At 66.1% G+C, this 18,256-nt stretch carries 17 protein-coding genes; 10 read left to right on the top strand and 7 right to left on the bottom strand.

Features of this window, described 5'->3' with window-relative positions:
- A complete protein-coding gene (locus P2T60_RS13090; protein ID WP_276279698.1) occupies positions 1–159 on the bottom strand; it encodes a hypothetical protein in 159 nt (52 codons plus the stop codon).
- Between the two features lie 423 nt (positions 160–582).
- Complete coding sequence (gene rnhB / locus P2T60_RS13085) at positions 583–1,206, bottom strand: ribonuclease HII (protein ID WP_276282206.1); 624 nt, start codon at positions 1,204–1,206, stop codon at positions 583–585.
- 328 nt (positions 1,207–1,534) lie between these two features.
- On the opposite strand from rnhB, the gene P2T60_RS13080 reads away from it, so the two are divergent.
- Together P2T60_RS13080 and P2T60_RS13075 are read left to right on the top strand one after the other, a co-directional pair.
- Complete coding sequence (locus tag P2T60_RS13080; RefSeq protein ID WP_276279697.1) at positions 1,535–2,977, top strand: MATE family efflux transporter; 1,443 nt, start codon at positions 1,535–1,537, stop codon at positions 2,975–2,977.
- 111 nt (positions 2,978–3,088) lie between these two features.
- Positions 3,089–3,385: a HalOD1 output domain-containing protein gene (locus tag P2T60_RS13075; protein ID WP_276279696.1), complete on the top strand. Its 297-nt coding sequence runs from the start codon at positions 3,089–3,091 to the stop codon at positions 3,383–3,385.
- Positions 3,386–3,413: 28 nt separating this feature from the next.
- On the opposite strand, the gene P2T60_RS13070 is transcribed toward P2T60_RS13075, so the two are convergent.
- Both P2T60_RS13070 and P2T60_RS13065 read right to left on the bottom strand, forming a co-directional pair.
- A complete protein-coding gene (locus tag P2T60_RS13070; protein ID WP_276279695.1) occupies positions 3,414–4,157 on the bottom strand; it encodes a DUF2270 domain-containing protein in 744 nt (247 codons plus the stop codon).
- Between the two features lie 82 nt (positions 4,158–4,239).
- Positions 4,240–5,580, bottom strand: a complete 1,341-nt coding sequence (locus tag P2T60_RS13065) for a tRNA pseudouridine(54/55) synthase Pus10 (protein WP_276279694.1) — start codon at positions 5,578–5,580, stop codon at positions 4,240–4,242.
- A 105-nt stretch (positions 5,581–5,685) separates the two neighbouring features.
- Here P2T60_RS13065 and P2T60_RS13060 point away from each other — a divergent pair, with 105 nt between their 5' ends.
- Both P2T60_RS13060 and P2T60_RS13055 read left to right on the top strand, forming a co-directional pair.
- Complete coding sequence (locus P2T60_RS13060; protein ID WP_276279693.1) at positions 5,686–6,021, top strand: DsrE family protein; 336 nt, start codon at positions 5,686–5,688, stop codon at positions 6,019–6,021.
- Between the two features lie 526 nt (positions 6,022–6,547).
- Positions 6,548–6,934, top strand: coding sequence for a DUF7383 domain-containing protein (locus tag P2T60_RS13055; RefSeq protein WP_276279692.1), 387 nt, complete (start codon positions 6,548–6,550; stop codon positions 6,932–6,934).
- A 40-nt stretch (positions 6,935–6,974) separates the two neighbouring features.
- Here P2T60_RS13055 and P2T60_RS13050 read toward each other — a convergent pair whose 3' ends face one another.
- Positions 6,975–7,331 (bottom strand): hypothetical protein, encoded by a 357-nt coding sequence (locus tag P2T60_RS13050; RefSeq protein WP_276279691.1) that lies wholly within the window; start codon positions 7,329–7,331, stop codon positions 6,975–6,977.
- Between the two features lie 214 nt (positions 7,332–7,545).
- Here P2T60_RS13050 and P2T60_RS13045 point away from each other — a divergent pair, with 214 nt between their 5' ends.
- From P2T60_RS13045 to P2T60_RS13035, 3 genes are all read left to right on the top strand, one after another.
- Positions 7,546–7,845: a helix-turn-helix domain-containing protein gene (locus tag P2T60_RS13045; RefSeq protein ID WP_276279690.1), complete on the top strand. Its 300-nt coding sequence runs from the start codon at positions 7,546–7,548 to the stop codon at positions 7,843–7,845.
- A gap of 338 nt (positions 7,846–8,183) precedes the next feature.
- The gene (locus tag P2T60_RS13040; RefSeq protein ID WP_276279689.1) at positions 8,184–8,444 is read left to right on the top strand and encodes a hypothetical protein; all 261 of its coding nucleotides are present in this window, start codon (positions 8,184–8,186) and stop codon (positions 8,442–8,444) included.
- 207 nt (positions 8,445–8,651) lie between these two features.
- Positions 8,652–8,930, top strand: a complete 279-nt coding sequence (locus P2T60_RS13035; protein ID WP_276279688.1) for a hypothetical protein — start codon at positions 8,652–8,654, stop codon at positions 8,928–8,930.
- 458 nt (positions 8,931–9,388) lie between these two features.
- Here the strand turns inward: P2T60_RS13035 and P2T60_RS13030 are convergent, their stop codons facing one another.
- Together P2T60_RS13030 and P2T60_RS13025 are read right to left on the bottom strand one after the other, a co-directional pair.
- A complete protein-coding gene (locus P2T60_RS13030) occupies positions 9,389–12,895 on the bottom strand; it encodes an Eco57I restriction-modification methylase domain-containing protein (protein WP_276279687.1) in 3,507 nt (1,168 codons plus the stop codon).
- A 57-nt stretch (positions 12,896–12,952) separates the two neighbouring features.
- Complete coding sequence (locus P2T60_RS13025; RefSeq protein WP_276279686.1) at positions 12,953–16,024, bottom strand: PKD domain-containing protein; 3,072 nt, start codon at positions 16,022–16,024, stop codon at positions 12,953–12,955.
- A gap of 202 nt (positions 16,025–16,226) precedes the next feature.
- Between P2T60_RS13025 and P2T60_RS13020 the strand changes: the two genes are divergently transcribed.
- The 3 genes from P2T60_RS13020 to P2T60_RS13010 all read left to right on the top strand — a co-directional run bounded on the left by P2T60_RS13020 (position 16,227) and on the right by P2T60_RS13010 (position 18,164).
- Positions 16,227–17,066: an undecaprenyl-diphosphate phosphatase gene (locus P2T60_RS13020; RefSeq protein WP_276279685.1), complete on the top strand. Its 840-nt coding sequence runs from the start codon at positions 16,227–16,229 to the stop codon at positions 17,064–17,066.
- Positions 17,067–17,133: 67 nt separating this feature from the next.
- The gene (locus P2T60_RS13015; protein WP_276279684.1) at positions 17,134–17,691 is read left to right on the top strand and encodes a DUF7342 family protein; all 558 of its coding nucleotides are present in this window, start codon (positions 17,134–17,136) and stop codon (positions 17,689–17,691) included.
- 26 nt (positions 17,692–17,717) lie between these two features.
- Positions 17,718–18,164, top strand: coding sequence for a toxin-antitoxin system TumE family protein (locus P2T60_RS13010; RefSeq protein WP_276279683.1), 447 nt, complete (start codon positions 17,718–17,720; stop codon positions 18,162–18,164).
- Positions 18,165–18,256: the final 92 nt, after the last annotated feature.

The following is an 18,256-nucleotide window of genomic DNA, read 5'->3' as shown; positions in this document are numbered from 1 at the left end:
TTACTCGTCGTCTCCCGCAGATTGCTTCCCGTCCCGGTACTCCCCGAGCAGGTTCCACGGCGAGAACTCGCCGGAGAGCAACCGGTCCAACAGTCGCCACTTCAACAGCGCCGCGACTGCGAAGAGACCGAAGAAGACGACTTCGAAGGGACTCGGCATCGCCGCGAGCAGTGGGGGACCATACTTCGCGGTCCGAACCCCACCGCCAAAAAGTTCAGGATAGCTCACCCGACGCCGATTGACGCTCGTCCTTCTCCACCCGGCGCGCGCTGGCGCGGCCCGCAAGTGGCCGCGCCGACGGCGTGCGAGAGACGAGTAGCACAGGCCGGAGCGAAGCGACTGAGGCTTGCGAGACGCTTCGCGTCTCGCTGACCTGCGACCGCAGGCAACGCAGTCGGTTGAGGACGTGGCCCTCGCGATGCGGGGCGGTGCAGTGCGGTCTTCATCGGAGTCGGCAGTAGCTAGCTTGACCGCCGTAGCAAACTCCGCCAGCGTAGCAAACCTCGCCGATGTAGCAAACCCGCCGGTAACAGGTCCGAACCCCTCGAAAAAGCCTACTTTCCCCGCTCCGACCTGCTCGACCTAAAACTCCCCCAGTCCAGACTGCTCGGCCTCCGCCAGCACGTCCTCGCAGGTGGACCAACTCCGTCGCGCGCAGTCGGGCAGACGGCCCTCCGCGGCCACGAACGACTCCAGAAACTCCCGAGTAGTCGAGTCGCTCGGATAGCCCGACCCGAGGTCCCCGAGTTCCGGGCCGTACTCGTCGGCGTAGCGGTCGGCGAGCGTTGCGACGTGGGCGTCCCGTTCGACCTTGGCGACGATGCTGGCCGCGCCGACCACGGCGTACTCGTCGTCGGCCCCGTGTTCCGCGGTCAGCGACACCTCTGCGGGTGCGCGGTCGGCGACTCTGCGGGCGAAACGTTCCTCGCTGGTGTCGCCCGCGTCCGCGATGCCCTCCGGGGCGCGCTCGTCCGGACCGACGACTTCGCCGACGGCCTCGGCGTGGGCCGCCACGGTGAGGGTGTTCATGTCCTCGTCGCCGTCGATTCGCTCGACCGGGACTTCGGCGACGCCGACCGCGATGCGGTCGGCGTCGCGCAACTCGGCCGCGATGCGCTCGCGGCGCTTCGGGGCGAGTCGCTTCGAGTCGGCGATGCCCGCCGGGAGCGCGTCCGAGTCGGAGACTCGGACCGCGGCGGCGAACATCGACCCGAGGACCGGACCCTTTCCCGCTTCGTCTACTCCGAACACGCTCCCGAAGTCTGTGCGCGACTAATTGGTTGTTTCGATGGTCGGCGGGGTGCGGTTCGGGAGGACTTGAGGTTTGTATAGGAATGTTAAAGAATTGTATAGTTATGTTTAGAATTGTTGTAACTTGCCGGACGACCGTTCTGTCCCGGCACGCGAAGCACGTTCGTCGTTCGACTCGGCGCGCGCCGGGGACGGAGATAACGCTCGCGTCACGGTTCGCGTCCGAACGCCTCTCACTCACATAGAAACTATTTTACTTTCGATTCGAAATACTCCGACTAACGTGGTACGCTTCCCGAATCCGGTCCGACTTCTCATCCTCGCGGTCGGCTGGGTGCTCGCTCGCGTCGGTCTCGTCGCCCCGGAGCGAGTCCGTCGGACGACGGACCTCGCGTGGCCCCGCATCGTCACCGGACTCGCGCGGATGTCGAAGAACGCCGTGGACGTGGCGATGGTCGGGTTGGCAATCGGCCCGGTCGCAATCGCGGGCATCGGTTTCGCCAGTCCCTACTGGGGCGTCGCGTTCTCGCTCGGCGGCGGCATGGCGGGCGGGACCATCGCGCTCGTCTCCCAGCGCTACGGCGCGGACGCCCGCGACGAACTCGGACAGGCGGTCCGGGCCAGCGCCGCCGTCGTGGTCGCGGTGTCGCTCCCCGTGGCCGCGACCTTCTGGCTCTTTCCCGCCGACCTCATCGCGGTGATGACCGACGACGCGCGGGCGGTCGAACTCGGCGCGGACTACCTCCGGATTCTCGCGTTCGGCGTCCCGTTCGCGGGTCTCAACCTCGTCGGAAGTCGGGTCTACATCGGCGCGGACGACGCGTGGACGCCGATGGTCGTCCGCGGCGGCGGCGCACTCGCCAACGTCGTCCTCAGCGGCGTCTTCATCTTCGGTCTCGACGCGGGCGTCGTCGGGGCCGCCGTCGGCACCGTGCTGGCGAACGTCCTCGTGACCGCGACGTTCGTCGCGGGTCTCGTGTGGGGTCGTCTCCCGGGCGTCGGCGACTTGCCCGTGCAGGTGAATCCCGTCGGCACCTACCTCGACCGCGAGACGATTGTGGACTTGGTTCGCATCGGTCTCCCGGTCGTGGGCCGCAACGGAATCTGGACCGTCGCCAAGTTCCCGATGCTCGCCATCGTCGCGCTGTTCGGTCCCGGCGTGGTCGCGGCCTACGTCATCAGTCGGCGCATCTGGGGACTGATGAACACGCCCGGTTGGGGTTTCGGACTGGCCGCGAGCAGTCTCGTCGGTCAGGAACTGGGCACCGGCGACGAACGCGCCGCCGAGGAGTACGCCGTGGACATCGTGGTCTTCTCGGTCGCTACCTACGTCGTCGCGGCGGCGCTGGTGGGCGCGTTCGCCGAACCAATCGTCCTCCTGTTCGTCGGTGACGCCAGCGACCTCTCGATTCCGGTCGCGGTAGCACTCGTCTACGCGGCCTGCGTCGCCGCCGTCGGACAGGGCGTCAAAGCCGCGACCGCGGGACCGCTCGACGCCAGCGGCGACACGCGCTGGCCGTTCTACAGTCAAGTCGTCGGCATGTTCGGGGTCGCCATCCCGGTGGCGTATCTCGGAGCCACCACGTCGCTCGGACTGATGGGTCTCTACCTCTCGTTCGTCGCCGAGACGACGGTTCCAGCGGTCATCAACTACTACCGGTTCTCGACCGGCAAGTGGAAGGCCATCAGTCGGGAGTTCCGACCGGACGCGCCCGCCGACGATTGAACGACCCAATCGCCACGAGCGCGGGAATTTCACGCCCCCGCAGACGGGACGAACAGAGCGTCTGACGGGTGTCTGCCGGAGATTGATGCCTCTGGAAGTCGTCCGACAGGTATGGCAGTTTCGACTCACTCGACCGAGACCGACGCGACGGCACTCTACCGCACCCGCCACGACCCCACCGACTCGGAACCGGTAAGCAGGACGCTCTACACCGCGCTCGCGGCCGTCGAGGGCGTCTCGCCGTCGGAACTCGACCTCACACTCTACGACAGCGTGGACGTGGACGCCATCGACGCCCTGTTCCGGGCGAACGAGACCGCCGACTGGCAGTTCACCGCCACGGTCGAACGGTACGAGATTCGGATTCACGCCGACGGCCGGGTCGCCGTTTCGTCCGCCGTCGAGTGACCGACGCCGAACGGCGGGACCGCGCCGGTCACTCTCTCCACGGGTCGGTCTGCTCGCGCTCGTGGAACTCGCGCTCGCCTCGACTCACGACGCCGTAGACCACGACGGCCGTCATCGCAAGGTAGAACAGGCCGACGCCCATCACCACCGTCGCGCCCGAGATGCCGAATATTCGGGCGGTCGTTCGCCACGTCTCCTTCGGTTGGAACACCGTGATTCGGACCAGCCACGACGCCAGCAGGACGAGCAACAGCGGATAGTAGATGCGCCGGAGTCGCCGGGCCAGCGCGACGAGCATCGGCGTCTTGACCGACGGGTCTCTGAGGTCGGCGGCGAGACGCTGCCGCCAGTCGGGATGGGTCGGTTCGCTCTCGGGGTCGAACACTCCCGCGAACAGGTCCTGTTCGAGCAGTCGGACGCGCTCGCGCCACACGTCGTAGGCCCGGTAGCGCCGGGTCTCGACCACGAGAAAGACCACCATCGCGCCCATCCCGACGAGCAGGAGGTAGTGGGGGTTGCCGGAACTGGAGAACACCCACGTCAGCAGGGCGGCGATAATCGTGACCGCCCAGTAGGATGTCTGGTCGAGACGACCCCGCCACGTCGTCGTGCGGTGGAGTTGTCCCCGATAGAAGTGGCCGAGCATCCCGGTCATCGCCGAGGGGTCGCTGGCGACGGCCTCCCCGACGTTCTGTCCGAACCGGTCGCCGGGGTCGTCGTCCGGTATCTCTTCGCGGTCTTCGTTGCCGTGTGGCCGGTCGTCGGGTCCCATGTCGGCGGTACGCCGTTTCGGTATCTACGGTTTGTGGCGCATCGGTCGCCTCGGTCGGACCGCGGTCTCCGGACCGAAGTCCTCAGACAGCTTCCTTCAGATACTCGGGGTCGTCGAACGCTTCGTCTTCGCCCTCGACGGCCACTACGTCGAGCGCCGTGACCTCCGCGCCGACGCCGAGCAGACCCGCGAGACTCGGGGTTGTCCGGCCGTCGTCGCCCGAGACGAGTTCCTTGACGTAGAGACCGCCTTCGCCGTGGACTTCGAGTTCGCCGGTTCGGGTGTCTTCGAGGTGGCCGTCGATGTCGTAGACGCTCCGGGTCCGGGTGAGCGAGGCCCGGCGGTGGTCCACGCGCTGGGGAGTGTCCTGTTCGACGGTAGCGCCTCGGAGTTCCTCGATGGCCGCTTCGAGGGCCTGCTCGGTCACGTCGTCCTCGAAGGCAACGTCCATCCGGTAGGTCTTGCTCGCGTCGAGTTCCTTGACGCGCTCGACCATCTCGTGAGTCGCCAGCGCGAGGTCGGTGACTTCGACCTTCCCGTCGGCGAACTCGTTGATTTCCCGCTGGAGCGCGTCGGTGTCCACGCTCCGGGTTCGGGGGCGCTTGACTTCGATGACGAAGGGTCGGCCGGTCCCGAGCATTTTGGCGTCCACGTCCTCGCGGCCCGCGCCGTGGAACAGCGCCTCCTCGCCGTCCATCGCCTCCAAGACCGGCGGGGTGGTGAGTTGCTCGACGCTCTCGTCGTAGAGATAGCCCGACCCGCCGCAGTGGTCGCAGGGTTCCTCGCCGCCGCCCTCCGCGAGTTGCTTGCCCGACCCGCCACACTCCCGGCAGGGCCACTCGGTCTGGGGGATGTCGCGCTTCAGTTTCTCGTACCGGCCGTAGACGAACGCCGAGTTGATTTGGACCTCGACCGCGTGGTCCGAGATTTCTCCCTCCTCGCCCGCCCGCGGCGCGGCCTCGACGTTGAGCAGGGCCAACACGTCGGGGCGCTCGAAGTCCACTTCGGTCCCGGTGAGTCGGCCGACGCGCTTGCCGACTTCCCGGTTGAACTCGGACTTGAACGACTCGCCCGCGTCCTCGGGCAGGTCGGCGGACTCACGGAGCAGGGCCTCGTTCTCCTCGATGAGCGGCGGGGTCCGAGTTCCGACCTGATAGGTGGCGAAGTTCCAGCCTTCGAGCGAGTCGGCGACTTTCCGCGCCCACTCGTCGAACCGCTGGCTCTCGCCCTCGCACACCCAGCAGGTCTCGGGGTCGGTCGGGTCGAAGGGGTCGTCGTCCTCCAGTGCGGCCGCGACCCGGAGCGAGCGGCCGCGTTCGTCGTTGGTCAGCCCGAAACTCCGGTCGGCGAAACACCGGCCCAGACAGGAATCGCAGACCGGGCCGTTCTCGGCGACCCGGCGAGCGTCTTCGAGGATGGTCATGTCGATAGGGTGGCGACGCGGCGGTTTACGGGTTTCTCATTCGGCGCGAAGCGACGGTCCGACGCCACCGCAACCCCTTTCGCCCCGCCGCGAGAGACCCCGAGCATGCAAACCGTCTTCCACGTTTCGACGCCCGAGGACGTGCGGGTCGTCGTCGCCAAGGTCCGGAACCTGCTCGCCGACGAGTCGGTCGAGATGGAGTCGGTCGCGGCGGTCTTCGACCGCGGGGAGGCCATCGCCAGCCTCCACGCCGACTCGGACCTCGCCGGGGACCTCCGGGACCTTCTCGGCGAAGGCGCCGGTCTGAAGGTCTGTCGCAACGCCGCACGGCACCCCGCGGTCTCGGAGACCGACTTGCTGGAGGGAGTCGAAGTCGTCTCGTCGGGCGTCGGCGAACTCACCCGGTTGCAGGACGAGGGGTACGCCTACGTCCGACTCTGAGGGGGATTGTTCTCTCCGCCAGCGTGCGCTCGCGTGCGACACGCCCACTCCGGCGTGTGCGCCCGCGCTCGACCGTCCACCCCGGCGCGTGCGGGCGCGGCCCGCGAGTGGCCGCGCCCATCCGCGCGAGGTCGTCGGCGCTGTGCGCCGACTGCTCGGCAGACCGGATTGTCTGCCGGTGGACGACCGAACGAGTACCCGAAGGGTACGAGTGAGGGAGTCGGTTGGGGAGGTGTGTGGCCCGCGGTGGCGGTGCGGGGCGGTTGCGGTCTTCATCGGTTCAAGCCTGAAGTTAGCTTCCTCTCGACAACTTACGTCTGTAGTGCCGACTCATCTCTAGCGGGACCGACGAACGCCGAAGACGACTACCACCACTACCGACTACCACACCGAAGACGACTACCACCACTACCGACCACCACACCGAAGACGACTACCACCACACCGACCACCACCGACAAGGACCCAAACCCCTCTCCGACCCATCGACCCCCACGAATTTCACGGCGCGCGTCGTGGACGGGGTATGGCTTACCGCGCCAACTACGCGCTGGTGAACGTGAGCGCCCACCTCGGGGACGAGGACGCGCTGGACGTGCCGTGGGCGGAGTACGTCGGCGACGCTACCTCCGAGTTCGAGTTCACGGTCCCGACCGACCGCGCGACCGACCCCTACCTCGGCTTGCAGGCCTTTCGCGTCGGTGAGTACGGCCACGAAATCCAAATCAACGACGAGTCGCTCGGCGGGTTCGACGTGCCGCCCGCCGACGGGTGGCAGTACTGGGAGGACGCCATCACCGACACCGAACTCCACGAGGGCGCGAACACGCTCCGGGTCCGTCGCGACGAGTCCACTGACGACAGTTTCGCGGTGAACAACGTCACGATTCACTGGCGCGAACCCGTCGAGTAGGGTCCGGCGGGGTCTCGCGGGGGAGATGGGACCGAACTAGCTATTCCCGATTTCGTTCCTCACTACCGCGCTCGGCGTCCGTCCGCGAGGTTTCACCCTCGGGATACCACGTCGGCGTCTCCCCGGTAGGTCGCCACGACGGGGTGCGCCCGTCGTCAGCCCACGGGTCGGTCTCGGCGCAGAACCGCGCGAGATACTCCTCGGTCGCGTATCGGAGGTCGAAGACGGTCTGGCGCATCCGTTCGACCTGCTCGGCCGAGAGGTCGCCGTCCCGGTAGACCGCGCTGGCGGTCTCGTCGGCCGCGACGGTCGCATCCTCGGCGAGGCGAGTCACCACCTGCCACGTTGTCTCGCGTGCGATGCGTTCGTACTCGTCGGTCCGGTCAGTGGGTGTCATTTTTGTCGTGGGGTCGCCCGTCGCGTCTTCGGGTTCCGACGGGAGTCGGTCGTCGGGTCGCGTCGGGAGTGGACTTCCTCACATCTCGATTGTGGACGGGCGAACAAGTAATTACTGATGGCAACTACTAACTCATGCTACTATAAGAAACAACCGATAGTTGTAGGCAGAGTGAAAAGTCGGTAGCGAAAAACCCCGATAGGGTAGTGAGACTGTGAAACTCCAGCGGCCAACCGATTTCCTGATTCTCCAGCAACTCGCCGACGGTGGCCGAAACGTCGCGTCCAACGTCGCACTGGAAATCGACAAGAGTCGGTCGCACGTCAACGTCCGACTCCCGATTCTGGCGGACTACGGACTGGTCACGAAGATTGGCCCGGCCGAGAACTCAGGCCTGTACGAAATCACCCCGAAAGGGCGGGTCGCACTCGCCCACCGCGAGGCGTACGACGACCCCGACGTGGACTTCGACGCACTGGTCGAAGCAGAACGGACAGACGGAGACGCCGAGTGACCGCCGCGTCGCCTCGGTGAACCTTGGTAGCGTCTCCCCGGCGGGCCACAACGACGGGGCGCGCCCGTCGTCAGCCAATGGTTCGGTTTCGGTGCGGAACCCCCCGATATGCTTCTCGGTCCGGTCAGTGGGTGTCATTTTTGTCGTGGAGTCGCCCGTCGCGTCTTCGGGTTCCGACGGGAGTCGGTCGTCGGGTCGCGTCGGGAGTGGACTTGCACGATGTCACTGTCTCGCTATAACCACTTCAAGATTTGCGTTCGCAAGTCTGTAGAATTCTATTTAGGAAGCAATCTCGTTCCACCGGAGCGGTTAACCGACTGTTTCGCCGCTTATTCGTCATGCGCCAGCGTGCGGAGTGGATGAAACCGGCCGACGACGCTATCCTCGAATACGTCAGCGACGCCGGTGAGGTCCCGCCTGCGGTCGTCGCCCGGAATACGGACATGCACCGGAACTACGCGGGCGAGCGATGCCGGGAGTTGACGAGTTACGGCCTGCTCGAAAAGCGCGAGGGCGGGTACTATCGACTCTCCGACCTCGGTGCGGCGTACCTGAACGAAGAGCTAGACGCGACGACCTTAGAAGGGAACGACGGGTGAATCCGCGGGGCCATCGTCCTCGGCGGTTCGGCATCCTCTCGGGTTTTCGTTCCTCGCTCTCCTACCCCCGCTATTCCTCGGATAATTTTCATCACGGTCGGCGACAATGTATCTACGCTCGAAACCCATCTCTCTCCGGACGAGACAAACCTCTACATTGCTAAAACGAGTACTTATTTATACTTCGGCACCGAAATTCGGTCTACTATGCGAAAGCACGCTAGCTGGCTGACCCAGACCGACGAGCGAATCCTCGAATTCATCCGCGAACACGGCAACCACCCGCCGACGGCGATTCGCAACCGCCTCGCCGAACTCGGCGACGACCTCGACTACTCGGCCAACCACGTCGGGATGCGTTGCCGCGAACTCGACGACTACGGCCTGCTCGACAACCTCGGCGGCGGCACCTACGCCATCACCGAACAGGGCGAGCGGTTCCTCGACGGCGAGTACGACGCGGGCGACATCGAAAGCCGCGACTAGGAATCGGGACGTTCGGTTTTCGTTTTCGGAGTCGCTGGCCGGGTAGCGGTTGCTGTGTCGGCGGTCAGGAGTCGTCGGAATCGTCGCGGTGACACCGGAGCGAAGAAGTCCTCGAAAGCCCCCGCCCGCTCGCTACGCATCGGTGGAAACGTGAGTGCGACCGCAGGTATCGGAGCGAAGAACGTTTCAAAAGCCCCCGCCCGCTCGCGGTCGTTCAGCGACATATTCTCGCGCCTCACTTCGTTCGGCGCTCGAATAGGGGTCGCTGAGACGACCACAGGCCTGCGGCCCGCGAGCGGGCGGCCCCTTTATCCCACCCACGGCGGTTGGTCGTCGTCGCGTCCTGTCGGTTGATGGGCCGAGCGCGTCCTGTCGGTTGGTCGGCCGGGCGTTCGCTGGTGGTTGGTCAGTCGGGCGTGTGCGGCCGTCGTGGTCGGTGCGGAGAAGAGGGAGAGGGGTTAGTCGTCCGCTTCTGCTTCGGGTATTTGTTCGTTCTCAGGGCCGGAGCGGCCGTATTCGGTGTTGTAATCGGTAAGGAAGTCGAGTTCTGCTTGGCTAAGGTCGAAAATCTCCGCCAAGAGTTCGTCAGTCTTGTCGATTATCGGCTTTACCTGCGGCATGTCGAACTGGTCGCGGTTTCCGCCAGCGTGAACACTCTGCATCTTGCTCCAGAGTTCGTCAGCCAGTTCTTCGATTTCGTCTCTGTACGCTTCCAATTCGTCCGGTTCCGGCAACGGGAATCGGGTGATGTGTCCCGTGTTGAGGTGCCGGAAGTCCGCGTACGTCATCCAGTAGAGATAGAACAGCGACGAGTTGACCGTCAAAAATACCATCTGACACTCTAGTTCGTTGTCGAAGTAAATCGGCTCAATCGTAGTCGCGTTTCCGTGTACGTTCTCCGGAACAGCGTTGAGCCAGTAGCCGCCACCGCGCCGACGGAAGACCGGGTACTCGGTTTCTTCGTCTGCCTCGGCATCTGCGACGATTCGGTTCGATTTCTCCCGGAGTTTCACGATGATGTTCTCGATAGTCCCCGTGCCAACTTTCGGTAACACTTCGTAGCTTCGGTCGTTGCCGCCGATTTTCTCCCTGAGTTCGAGACCTTCGACGCTCCGGTAGGAGGGGTCTGTAAGTATCTCCTGTCGGTTCTCCCCATCGAATTGGAGGAACTTCGTCGTTCGAATCTCGCCCTGTTCGTCCGGATTCGTTTTGTGACCCGAGAGTAGAGCGATACGGACGATTGCGTTCGGGAACACCTGTTGGGGACGATGGGCAAAACAGGCGATGTCGGTTTGCTCTAAGTGGTCCCGCAGGTAGTCGTGGAACTCGGTAAGGTCACTCTGGTAGACGAGACGAAGTGTGGTGATATTCCCGAAGTACCCGCCTTCTTCCAACAACTGCAACTGTCGTTCCACGAAGTTCGCCGAGATGTCCCGAATCCCGCTGGTCTCGTACGTCGAGACGAACATCTTCTCTTCGTCCGAGAGCAGGTCGCCGTAGGGAGGGTTCCCGAGTACGATGTCGAAGTCGATGGAGTGGGTGTTTCCGCGTTCCTCCGCCACCTCCGGGAACTCCGCGACCCAGTGGAACGGCTTGCCCAGAATCCGGTCCAAGTCGTGCTGGGTCGGTTGGCGCTGGACCTCCGAGAAGACGTAGCCGTCTTCGAGCAGGTCCCGGAGTTTTCCGGCCAGAATCGCCTTGTCGTATCCGCCGTTGCCGTTCTCCTTGGTCTTGAGCGACCGCTCCCACTCCGCCACGTCCTGCTTGGCGCTCTTTTTGTACACCGAGAAGCCCATCCCCTCCAGTCGCTTGGTCTCGTCCTCCGAGAAGGCCGCGCCGTCCTCGCGTTTCACCCGGACCAGCGAGAACGTCGGGTAGAGGGTGTCGGCGTCGATGGACTCGACCACGGCGTCGAACTCCGCGGCCGTCTCGATGCTGGTCTCGACCGGCTTGGAGAACAGTTCGAGGTACTTCCGGTCGAGCGCGGGCCGAATCTCCTCGTCCAGATACCGCTCGATTTCGCGGGGGTCGCCCTCGTCGTCGCGCTTGTACTCGATGCGCTTGCGCTCGATTTCGCCGATGTCGTTGTTCCACACGTCGGCGTCGTCGAACGACCCCGCCAGCGGGAGACCCACCAGCGAGTTCCCGTGGGTGATGTTCACGTCGATGTTCGGTAGCTTGCCGAACTCGGGTTCCCACTGGTTGCCCTCCACGATTTTGAGCCACACCCGGAGCTTTGCGATTTCCGCCGCGATGCGGTCCACGTCCACGCCGTAGATGGCGTTCAGCGCGAGCGCCTTCTTCTCGGCGAAGCGCGTCCGGTCGTCGGGTTCCTCGCCGTCGGCGAGTCCGCGCAGAATCGACCCCTGCGCCCGGTGAATCTCGTCCATCGCGGTCGTCAGGAAGTGGCCCGACCCGCACGCGGGGTCCAGCACCTTCAACTCCCGCAGGTTCTGTTTGGCGGCCGCCATCGTCTCGTCGTCGCCGAAGTCGATGCGGGTCTGGTCTGCGCGGGGCGAGAAAACCGCCTCGTCGCACTTCTCTATCTTCTGGAGGAGTTCGGCCAGCGGGAGTTCTTCGAGATAGCTTCGGGCGTCCGCGGCGTCGCCCTCCCCGTCCGCGACCGACTCCACGAACGTCTCGACCAACACGTCCCGAATCTTGGGGTCCACGGACTGCTCGGTGACGATTTCGGTCACGTCGTTTGGCGTGTAGTAGGCCCCGATGTCCTTCTGGGTGCGCTCCTGTTCGATGTGGTTGATGGTCTTCTCGAAGACGCTCCCCAGAAGCGCCGGGTCGAAGCTGTCGCCGTCCAACTCCAGCCGACTCCCCTCGATGAGGTCCCGAATCACGTCGGGCAGGATGCGGTCGATAACCCGGTAGCGCGACTCGCCCTCGACGTTCTCCCGGAACAGGCCGCCGTTGAGATACGGCACCTCGCGGAACCACCCGTCGGGGTCGCGGTGTTTCGGTTCTCGGTCCGCCTCGGGCGTGTTCAGCAACTCGTAGAACAGCGGCCGAATCTGGGTCTCGTAGAGGTTGCCCGCGAACTCGTCGCCGTACTCCCGGTAGTGTTCGACCCGCTCGCGCAGGAACCCCTCGGGAAGTACCGACCGCGTTTCGAGAAACTTGACGAACAACAGTCGATTCACCAGCGTAATCGCAAACAGCCGCCGCTCCCGAACCGAGGGTTCGCCGTCGCCGACGAACCGAATGTCGTCCATCAGGCAGGTGTCGTAGTCGTACTCGTCGCTCTCGCCGAACAGCAGTTCGATGTACAACTCGTAGAACGCTTCCACGTCCCGCTTTCTCCGGTCGCGGATGCGCCGCGGCGCGGTCTGCGAGAGCAGTTCCGAGAACGACTCGCGCTCGAACGCCGAGACGAACGCCGCGATTTTCTCGTCGGGGTCGGCGTCGAGACCCGACTGCTCGACGAGTCTTTCCTCGTGGGCGATGGCCAACAGCGCGTCTCGGAAGTCCACGTTCGCCTGCTCGATTTCGGGATACTCGGTGAAGTCGCCGCCCAACTCGATTTTGAACACCTGCCACCGAATCCCGTCGGAGACGATGCCGTACTCCGCGCCGATGGACTTCCTGTCGAGGTAATCTTTAATTTGGCCGACGGCGTTCTCGAACTGGTTGAGTTGCTTGTTCTCCCCGATGACCTTCGTGTCGAGGTTCGCCACCTCGAAGTCGGGCCACACCACGGTTCCCCCGCGCTCGCCGTAGGGTTGGCGGACGCATTCGAGTCCGACCGCTTCGAGAAGTGGATAAATCAACTGCTCTTCGGCGTACCTCTCGGGTCTACTCCCGAGTTCGGCGCTCTCCAGCGAGTAGGTGTCGTCGGACAGTACGACTTCCAACTCCTGACTTGCGGATACGTCGTCGCGCTCGGCCAGCCGTCCGTAGAGGTCGTGAACGAACTCCGTCAGCACGTCCCGAACGGCGTCTGTCGTCCCCGCCATAGTAACTACGGAAACCCAACCAGACGAAGGATAAATTTGTACCGTTCTCGCCGCCCGTCAACTCAGCAGATAGCCCCACAGCGCCGCCGCGAGCAACGCCGCGGCGAACAGTCCCAGCGAGAGTACGTCGCCGTTCACGCCGCCGGAACCGTTCGCGCCCGCGTCGTTCGACTGGTTCTCCCCGGCGGACTCGCCGTCGTCCGCGCCGGATTGGGTCGCGTCACTCGCTTGCGACATCGCGTTCGCCGACGCCACGGCCTCGCGGTCCAGACCCACCGCGAACACAGAGAACCCCGGCGAGACGGCCTCGAAACGGTGGAAGCCGTCTTCCGACCCGCCGAGGCTCGTCGCCAGCGTCTGCCACTCGCCGCCGTGGTAGCGGTAGAGGCGGACCGCCTCGGGCGAGACGCCCGCCTCGTCCAGCGCCGAAGTTGCGACCCGGAACCGGAACCGTGCGGTCCCGATTTCGGCGTCGGAGACGTTGCGCTCCTCGACTTCGAGGTACGACAGCACCGCGCCCGCGTCCGGACTCGGCGTCCCGCCGGGCCGGTCGGCGGACGCCGACGCCGCCAGCGAGAAGTCCGACGCGCCGTCCGCGACGACCGACACCGACTCGAACGCCGAGCGATTCCCGCCGAAGTTCTCCGGGAGTCGGACCGCGGCCGGTTCGCCCGCCGTGGCGTTCTCGACTGCCGCGACTACTCGGCCGCCGCCGACGCGCTCGACGCTCACCGTCTGTTTCGGCTGTTTTGCGTCTTCCCGCTCGTCGTCCGCGTCCTCGCTCGCCGACCCACCGGTGTCGCCACTGCCGCCACTGTTGGCTCCGGTTGCGTCGGGTTGGACGCCGCCGCCTCCGCCGCCCATTCCGCCACCACCGCCCATTCCGCCACCGGCACCGCCGCCGCCCATTCCACCGCCGGACTCCGATTCGTTCGCGGCGACGGTCACGTTCCGGTGGACTTCTCGGCCCGCGGCGTCCACGAGGGTCACGCGGTACTCGCTCGGCGCGCCGAATCCGTGGGTCGCGTTATCTCCCGTCACGTTCGGGTCGCCGGGGGTCGCCTCGGGAGTTCCGTCGCCGTCGAAGTCCCAGCGATACTCGCCGGTCCGGTTCGCCCGGAAGACGACCGACTCGTTGACCGTCGGGCGGTCGGGCGCGTACGAGACGGTCGGCAGGGCGTTCGGAACGACGGCGACGGCCACCGAGTCGGTGTCGTTCGCGCCGTGGTCGTCGGTGGCGGTCAACTCGAACCGGAGCGTCCGGGTGCGGTTGACCTCCGGCGCGGTGAACGTCGGTGCGACCGCCGACTCGTTCGAGAGGTTCACCGCGGGTCCGGCGGTCTGGTTCCAGTCGTAGGTGAACCCGTCGTGGAGGTCGGTCGTGTACCGGCCGTCGAGCGCGAGGTCTGTCCCGGCGACGACCGACTGGTTCGACCCGGCGTCGGCGTCCGGCGGTTCGTTGGGCACCTCGACGGTCCGGGTGCGCCGGTCGGTCCGACCCCGCTCGTCGGTCACGGTCAGGGTCACGTCGTAGGTTCCGCTGTCGGTGAAACTCGTCGTGACCACGCGCTGGTCGGGGACCTCCGGGCCGTCCTCGAACGTCCACGAGTAGTTGGTGAGGGTCGCCGACCCGTTGCTCGGCGAGGCGTCGAACGTGACCGACTCGCCGATGTCGGGTGACAGTTCCGTCACCGAGAACGCCGCGGTCGGCGGCGGGAGTTCGACCGTCACCTGCTCGGTCGCGTTCGCCCGGTTACCCGTGGGGTCTACGACGGTCACGGTTGCGTCGTAGCTCCCGTTCTCGGCGTACTCGTGGACGACGGTCGGGTCGCTGGTGTTCCGGTCGGTCGTCCCGTCGCCGTCGAAGTCCCACCGGTAGTCGGCGATTCGGTGGCCGTCGTCGGAGTCGCTGGCGTTCAACCGGACCGACTCGTTGGTCTCGACGGTCGTCGCGTTCGCCGACAGCGCGGCCGTCGGCGCTCGCTCGTCCACCACCGAAATCGTGACGTTCGTCGCGTTCGGGTTGCCCGCCCAGTCGGTCGCCGCGAGTTCGACCGAGTAGTTCCCCGGCGCGGCGAAGGCGTAGTCGAGCAGACGGGTGTCCCACGGTTGGTCCCGAATCGTCCACGTCGTGCGCTCGATACCAGACTCGTCGGTCACGTCCCGCGCGTCGAAGGTCACGTCCTCCGAGACGTTGACGGTCCGGGGCGCGACCCGGTAGTCGAGTGTCGGCGGGTCGCTGTCGTTCAGCGCCAAGACCACCCGCCGGTGGGTCGCGTTCGTCACCGACAGCGAGACTTCGCGGTCCGACAGCGAGGCGTTCGGCGCTTCGACCGCTACGGTGACGTTTCCGGCGAGTTCGACGCCGACGCGCCCGCCGACGGTGAGTCGTCCGCGCGCGTCCGTCCGCCCGACGAGCGTCGCGTTCGCGCCCTCGCTGGCGTGGGTGAGTCGCACCGTCGCGTTCTCCACCGCGGTCCGGTTCTCGGCGACCACGGTGACGTTCAGCACCGACGCCGCCGGGAGCGAGACGTTCCGCGTCCGGTCTTCCGTGGCGTTCACCCGGCCGACGGCGTAGACCGCGGGCCGACCGTCGCTCTCGTCCGACGAGTCGTCGCTCGCGTTCGCGCCAGTCTGCCGGTAGGTCAGGTCGTAGCCCCGGCCGGTCTCGCCGTCGAGGCGGAAGCGTCCCTCGCCGTCGGTGCGGTTCCGGTCGGCCGACCCGAGTCGCACGGTGTCGTTCGCCACCGGGTCGCCCTCGGCGTCCTCGACCCGTCCGCGGACCGCGACGGTGCCGTCGATGGTAGTGTTCCCGTCGCTGTCGCTGGTGGTCGTGGTGGTGGTAGTGGTGGTCGTCGTGTTCCCGCCGCTGTCGTCGGTAGTCGTCTCGCCGTCCGCGACAGTCGTCGTCTCGTCCGCGACGGTCACGGCCGTATCGTTACCGAGGGTCGTTTCTTCCGCGTTACCTCCGGCCGCGACGACCGAAGCGCGGTCGCCGGGGCCGACGGCCGCGGTGGTCGATACCGGCGCGAGGGCGCTCGCCACGAGGAGAACGGCCGCCAAGACGACGACTGTCGGGCGAGCGCCGCCGCTGTTGGAGACGCTGGGAGGGGTTTGCTCGCGTGCCATGTGTGCGTGCCATGCCGACCGGAACGGTCGTTGTCCGTTGGTTTCTCCAATGCCTTATTAAAATACTGGAAATCAAATTGAAAGTCAAAATTCTAGTATTTTTGGTACCCGGGTCGCCCGACCGCCGTCGCGGACGCTCCCCGACGGAGCGTCCGCGACCGATTTCCGCGCCGTTTTTACCGCGGGCGTTCGCCCATCGAGTATGAATCGCTCGTCGCTCGTCGCCGTCGTCGCGGGCGCGTTGCAGGGCGTCTTCGAGTGGTTGCCCATCTCCAGCGAGGGCAACGTCACCGTCTTCCTGACCGCGCTCGGGTCCTCGCCGGAGGCCGCGGTTCAGTTCTCGCTGTTCCTCCACGCCGGGACCGCGCTCTCGGCGGCGGTCTACTACCGCGACGAGTTGGGCGACGTGGCGGGTGCGCTCGCCGGGTGGCGACCCCGCGAGGCGTTCGCGCCCGACGCTGGCGCGTCGGGCGCGAGCGAGCGCGCGACCCTCTCGTTTCTGGGAGTCGCCACGCTGGTCTCCGGCGTCGTCGGCATCGGGGCCTACGCCACGCTGGAGACGGTCGTCTCGGAACTCACGGGCGGCGCGATGGTCGCCCTCGTCGGCGTTTTGCTCGTGGCGACCGGCCTGCTCCAGCGAGTCGCCGACGGGTTCGCGCTCGGCGGCCGGGAGTCGCCGGACCTCGCCGACGCGGTGCTGGTCGGCGCGTTGCAGGGTCTGGCCGTCCTGCCGGGCGTCTCGCGGTCGGGCACCACCACCTCGGCGCTCCTGTTTCGGGGCCACGACGGGCCGTCGTCGTTCCGACTCTCGTTCCTGCTGTCGATTCCGGCCGCGCTCGGCGCTGGCGCGCTGGTGCTGGCCGACACCGGCGTCCCGGCGGTCGCGCCGGTCCCCGCGGCGCTGGCGGTCGTCACCGCCGCGGTTGTCGGCTATCTGACCATCGGCGCGCTGATGCGCGTCGTGAAGCGCGTGCCGTTCTGGGGCGTCTGCGTCGGTCTGGGCGCGCTGGCGATTCTGGGCGGCGCGGCGCTGGCGGCGTGAGTCGTCCGAAGAGGATATATCTCGTCTTTGGAAAAGATATATCCTCTCACGGGTCGAAACCCGGTGCATGAGCGACGGACCGACCGGACCCACGCCGTCGGACTCGCACGCCGACGAGAGCGCGCGACGGTGGCGCGACGACCGGACGACGTTCCAGCGCGTCTACGACGTGATGACCGGGACGACCGACTACGCGACGGCCAGCGACGTGGCTGAGACCGCCGACTGTTCCGACGACGGTGCGCGCGACGCACTCGACCAACTCGTCGAGATGGGAATCGTCGAACGCCGAGAGGGTCGTCCGGCGACGTACCGGCGCAACGACTCGTACTTCCGCTGGAAGCGCATCGAAGACCTCGCCACGAACAACTCCGTCGCCGACCTCCGCGCCCGGATAGACGAACTCGTCGCCGAGGACGAGCGTCTCCGCGAGCGATTCGACGCGCCCGGCCCGGAAGCCGTCTCTCCCGCGGCGTTCGAGACGAACGACCACGACGAGATTCACGACCGATGGGACGCGCTCGCTCGGTGGCGAACCGTGCGTCGGGACTTGGAGATATTCCAGCGCGCCGCACACCGCGCGGAACGACGCGGCGGCGACGCCGACGACGCGGTGTCGGTCTGACCGTCTCGAAGAGGTGTTGGAACGCGATGAGGGACTCACCGCGAGACGACGACTCGACTTCGACGGGACGACTCGACGTGCCCACGCTCCGGACCATCGGCCGACGTGCCGATAGCCATCCGCTCGTGGCGTCGTGGGAGTTCGTTCCGAGTAGCGCCTCCCCGCGCGAACTCGAAGTGCGCCTAGACCAGAACGGGTATCCGCGGGACGTGGACGCCGCGCGTCTCGACGTACACTGGTTCACGACTGACGACTACTACTTCCACTACGTCGAGACGCGCGGAGACGAGCGGTATCAGTGCCCGTGGGACCGCCATCCGAAAACCGACGCACCGCGGACGCACTTCCACCCGCCGCCGGACGCGGGGACCGCACGGGACTCGCCGCTCGGTACTCACCACCTCGACGTGGCGTTCACCGTTCTCGACTGGATTAGCGAGCGCGTCGAACGACTCCACGAGGATACCGGGTGACGTGACAATTGCAGAAGCGTCTTAAACAATCAAATTTCGTTCTCAAACGACAACTATTGATGCTCCGGCGGTAGCGTTCGTTGCGCCCACGG

Origin of the sequence: Halorussus caseinilyticus, from assembly GCF_029338395.1 — an archaeon.
In the GTDB taxonomy this organism is placed as follows: Archaea; Halobacteriota; Halobacteria; order Halobacteriales; family Haladaptataceae; genus Halorussus; species Halorussus caseinilyticus.
The sequence above is the reverse complement of the archived record's forward strand: the minus strand, read 5'-3'. Positions and strand labels throughout refer to the sequence as shown.

What these genes read in the sequence shown, in the direction of transcription:
- P2T60_RS13090 (WP_276279698.1), bottom strand. Translation starts at nt 159, where the DNA reads ATGCCGAGTCCCTTCGAAGTCGTCTTCTTCGGTCTCTTCGCAGTCGCG.
- rnhB (WP_276282206.1), bottom strand. Translation starts at nt 1,206, where the DNA reads ATGTTCGCCGCCGCGGTCCGAGTCTCCGACTCGGACGCGCTCCCGGCG.
- P2T60_RS13075 (WP_276279696.1), top strand. Translation starts at nt 3,089, where the DNA reads ATGGCAGTTTCGACTCACTCGACCGAGACCGACGCGACGGCACTCTAC.
- P2T60_RS13070 (WP_276279695.1), bottom strand. Translation starts at nt 4,157, where the DNA reads ATGGGACCCGACGACCGGCCACACGGCAACGAAGACCGCGAAGAGATA.
- P2T60_RS13065 (WP_276279694.1), bottom strand. Translation starts at nt 5,580, where the DNA reads ATGACCATCCTCGAAGACGCTCGCCGGGTCGCCGAGAACGGCCCGGTC.
- P2T60_RS13060 (WP_276279693.1), top strand. Translation starts at nt 5,686, where the DNA reads ATGCAAACCGTCTTCCACGTTTCGACGCCCGAGGACGTGCGGGTCGTC.
- P2T60_RS13055 (WP_276279692.1), top strand. Translation starts at nt 6,548, where the DNA reads ATGGCTTACCGCGCCAACTACGCGCTGGTGAACGTGAGCGCCCACCTC.
- P2T60_RS13050 (WP_276279691.1), bottom strand. Translation starts at nt 7,331, where the DNA reads ATGACACCCACTGACCGGACCGACGAGTACGAACGCATCGCACGCGAG.
- P2T60_RS13040 (WP_276279689.1), top strand. Translation starts at nt 8,184, where the DNA reads ATGCGCCAGCGTGCGGAGTGGATGAAACCGGCCGACGACGCTATCCTC.
- P2T60_RS13035 (WP_276279688.1), top strand. Translation starts at nt 8,652, where the DNA reads ATGCGAAAGCACGCTAGCTGGCTGACCCAGACCGACGAGCGAATCCTC.
- P2T60_RS13030 (WP_276279687.1), bottom strand. Translation starts at nt 12,895, where the DNA reads ATGGCGGGGACGACAGACGCCGTTCGGGACGTGCTGACGGAGTTCGTT.
- P2T60_RS13025 (WP_276279686.1), bottom strand. Translation starts at nt 16,024, where the DNA reads ATGGCACGCGAGCAAACCCCTCCCAGCGTCTCCAACAGCGGCGGCGCT.
- P2T60_RS13020 (WP_276279685.1), top strand. Translation starts at nt 16,227, where the DNA reads ATGAATCGCTCGTCGCTCGTCGCCGTCGTCGCGGGCGCGTTGCAGGGC.
- P2T60_RS13015 (WP_276279684.1), top strand. Translation starts at nt 17,134, where the DNA reads ATGAGCGACGGACCGACCGGACCCACGCCGTCGGACTCGCACGCCGAC.
- P2T60_RS13010 (WP_276279683.1), top strand. Translation starts at nt 17,718, where the DNA reads ATGAGGGACTCACCGCGAGACGACGACTCGACTTCGACGGGACGACTC.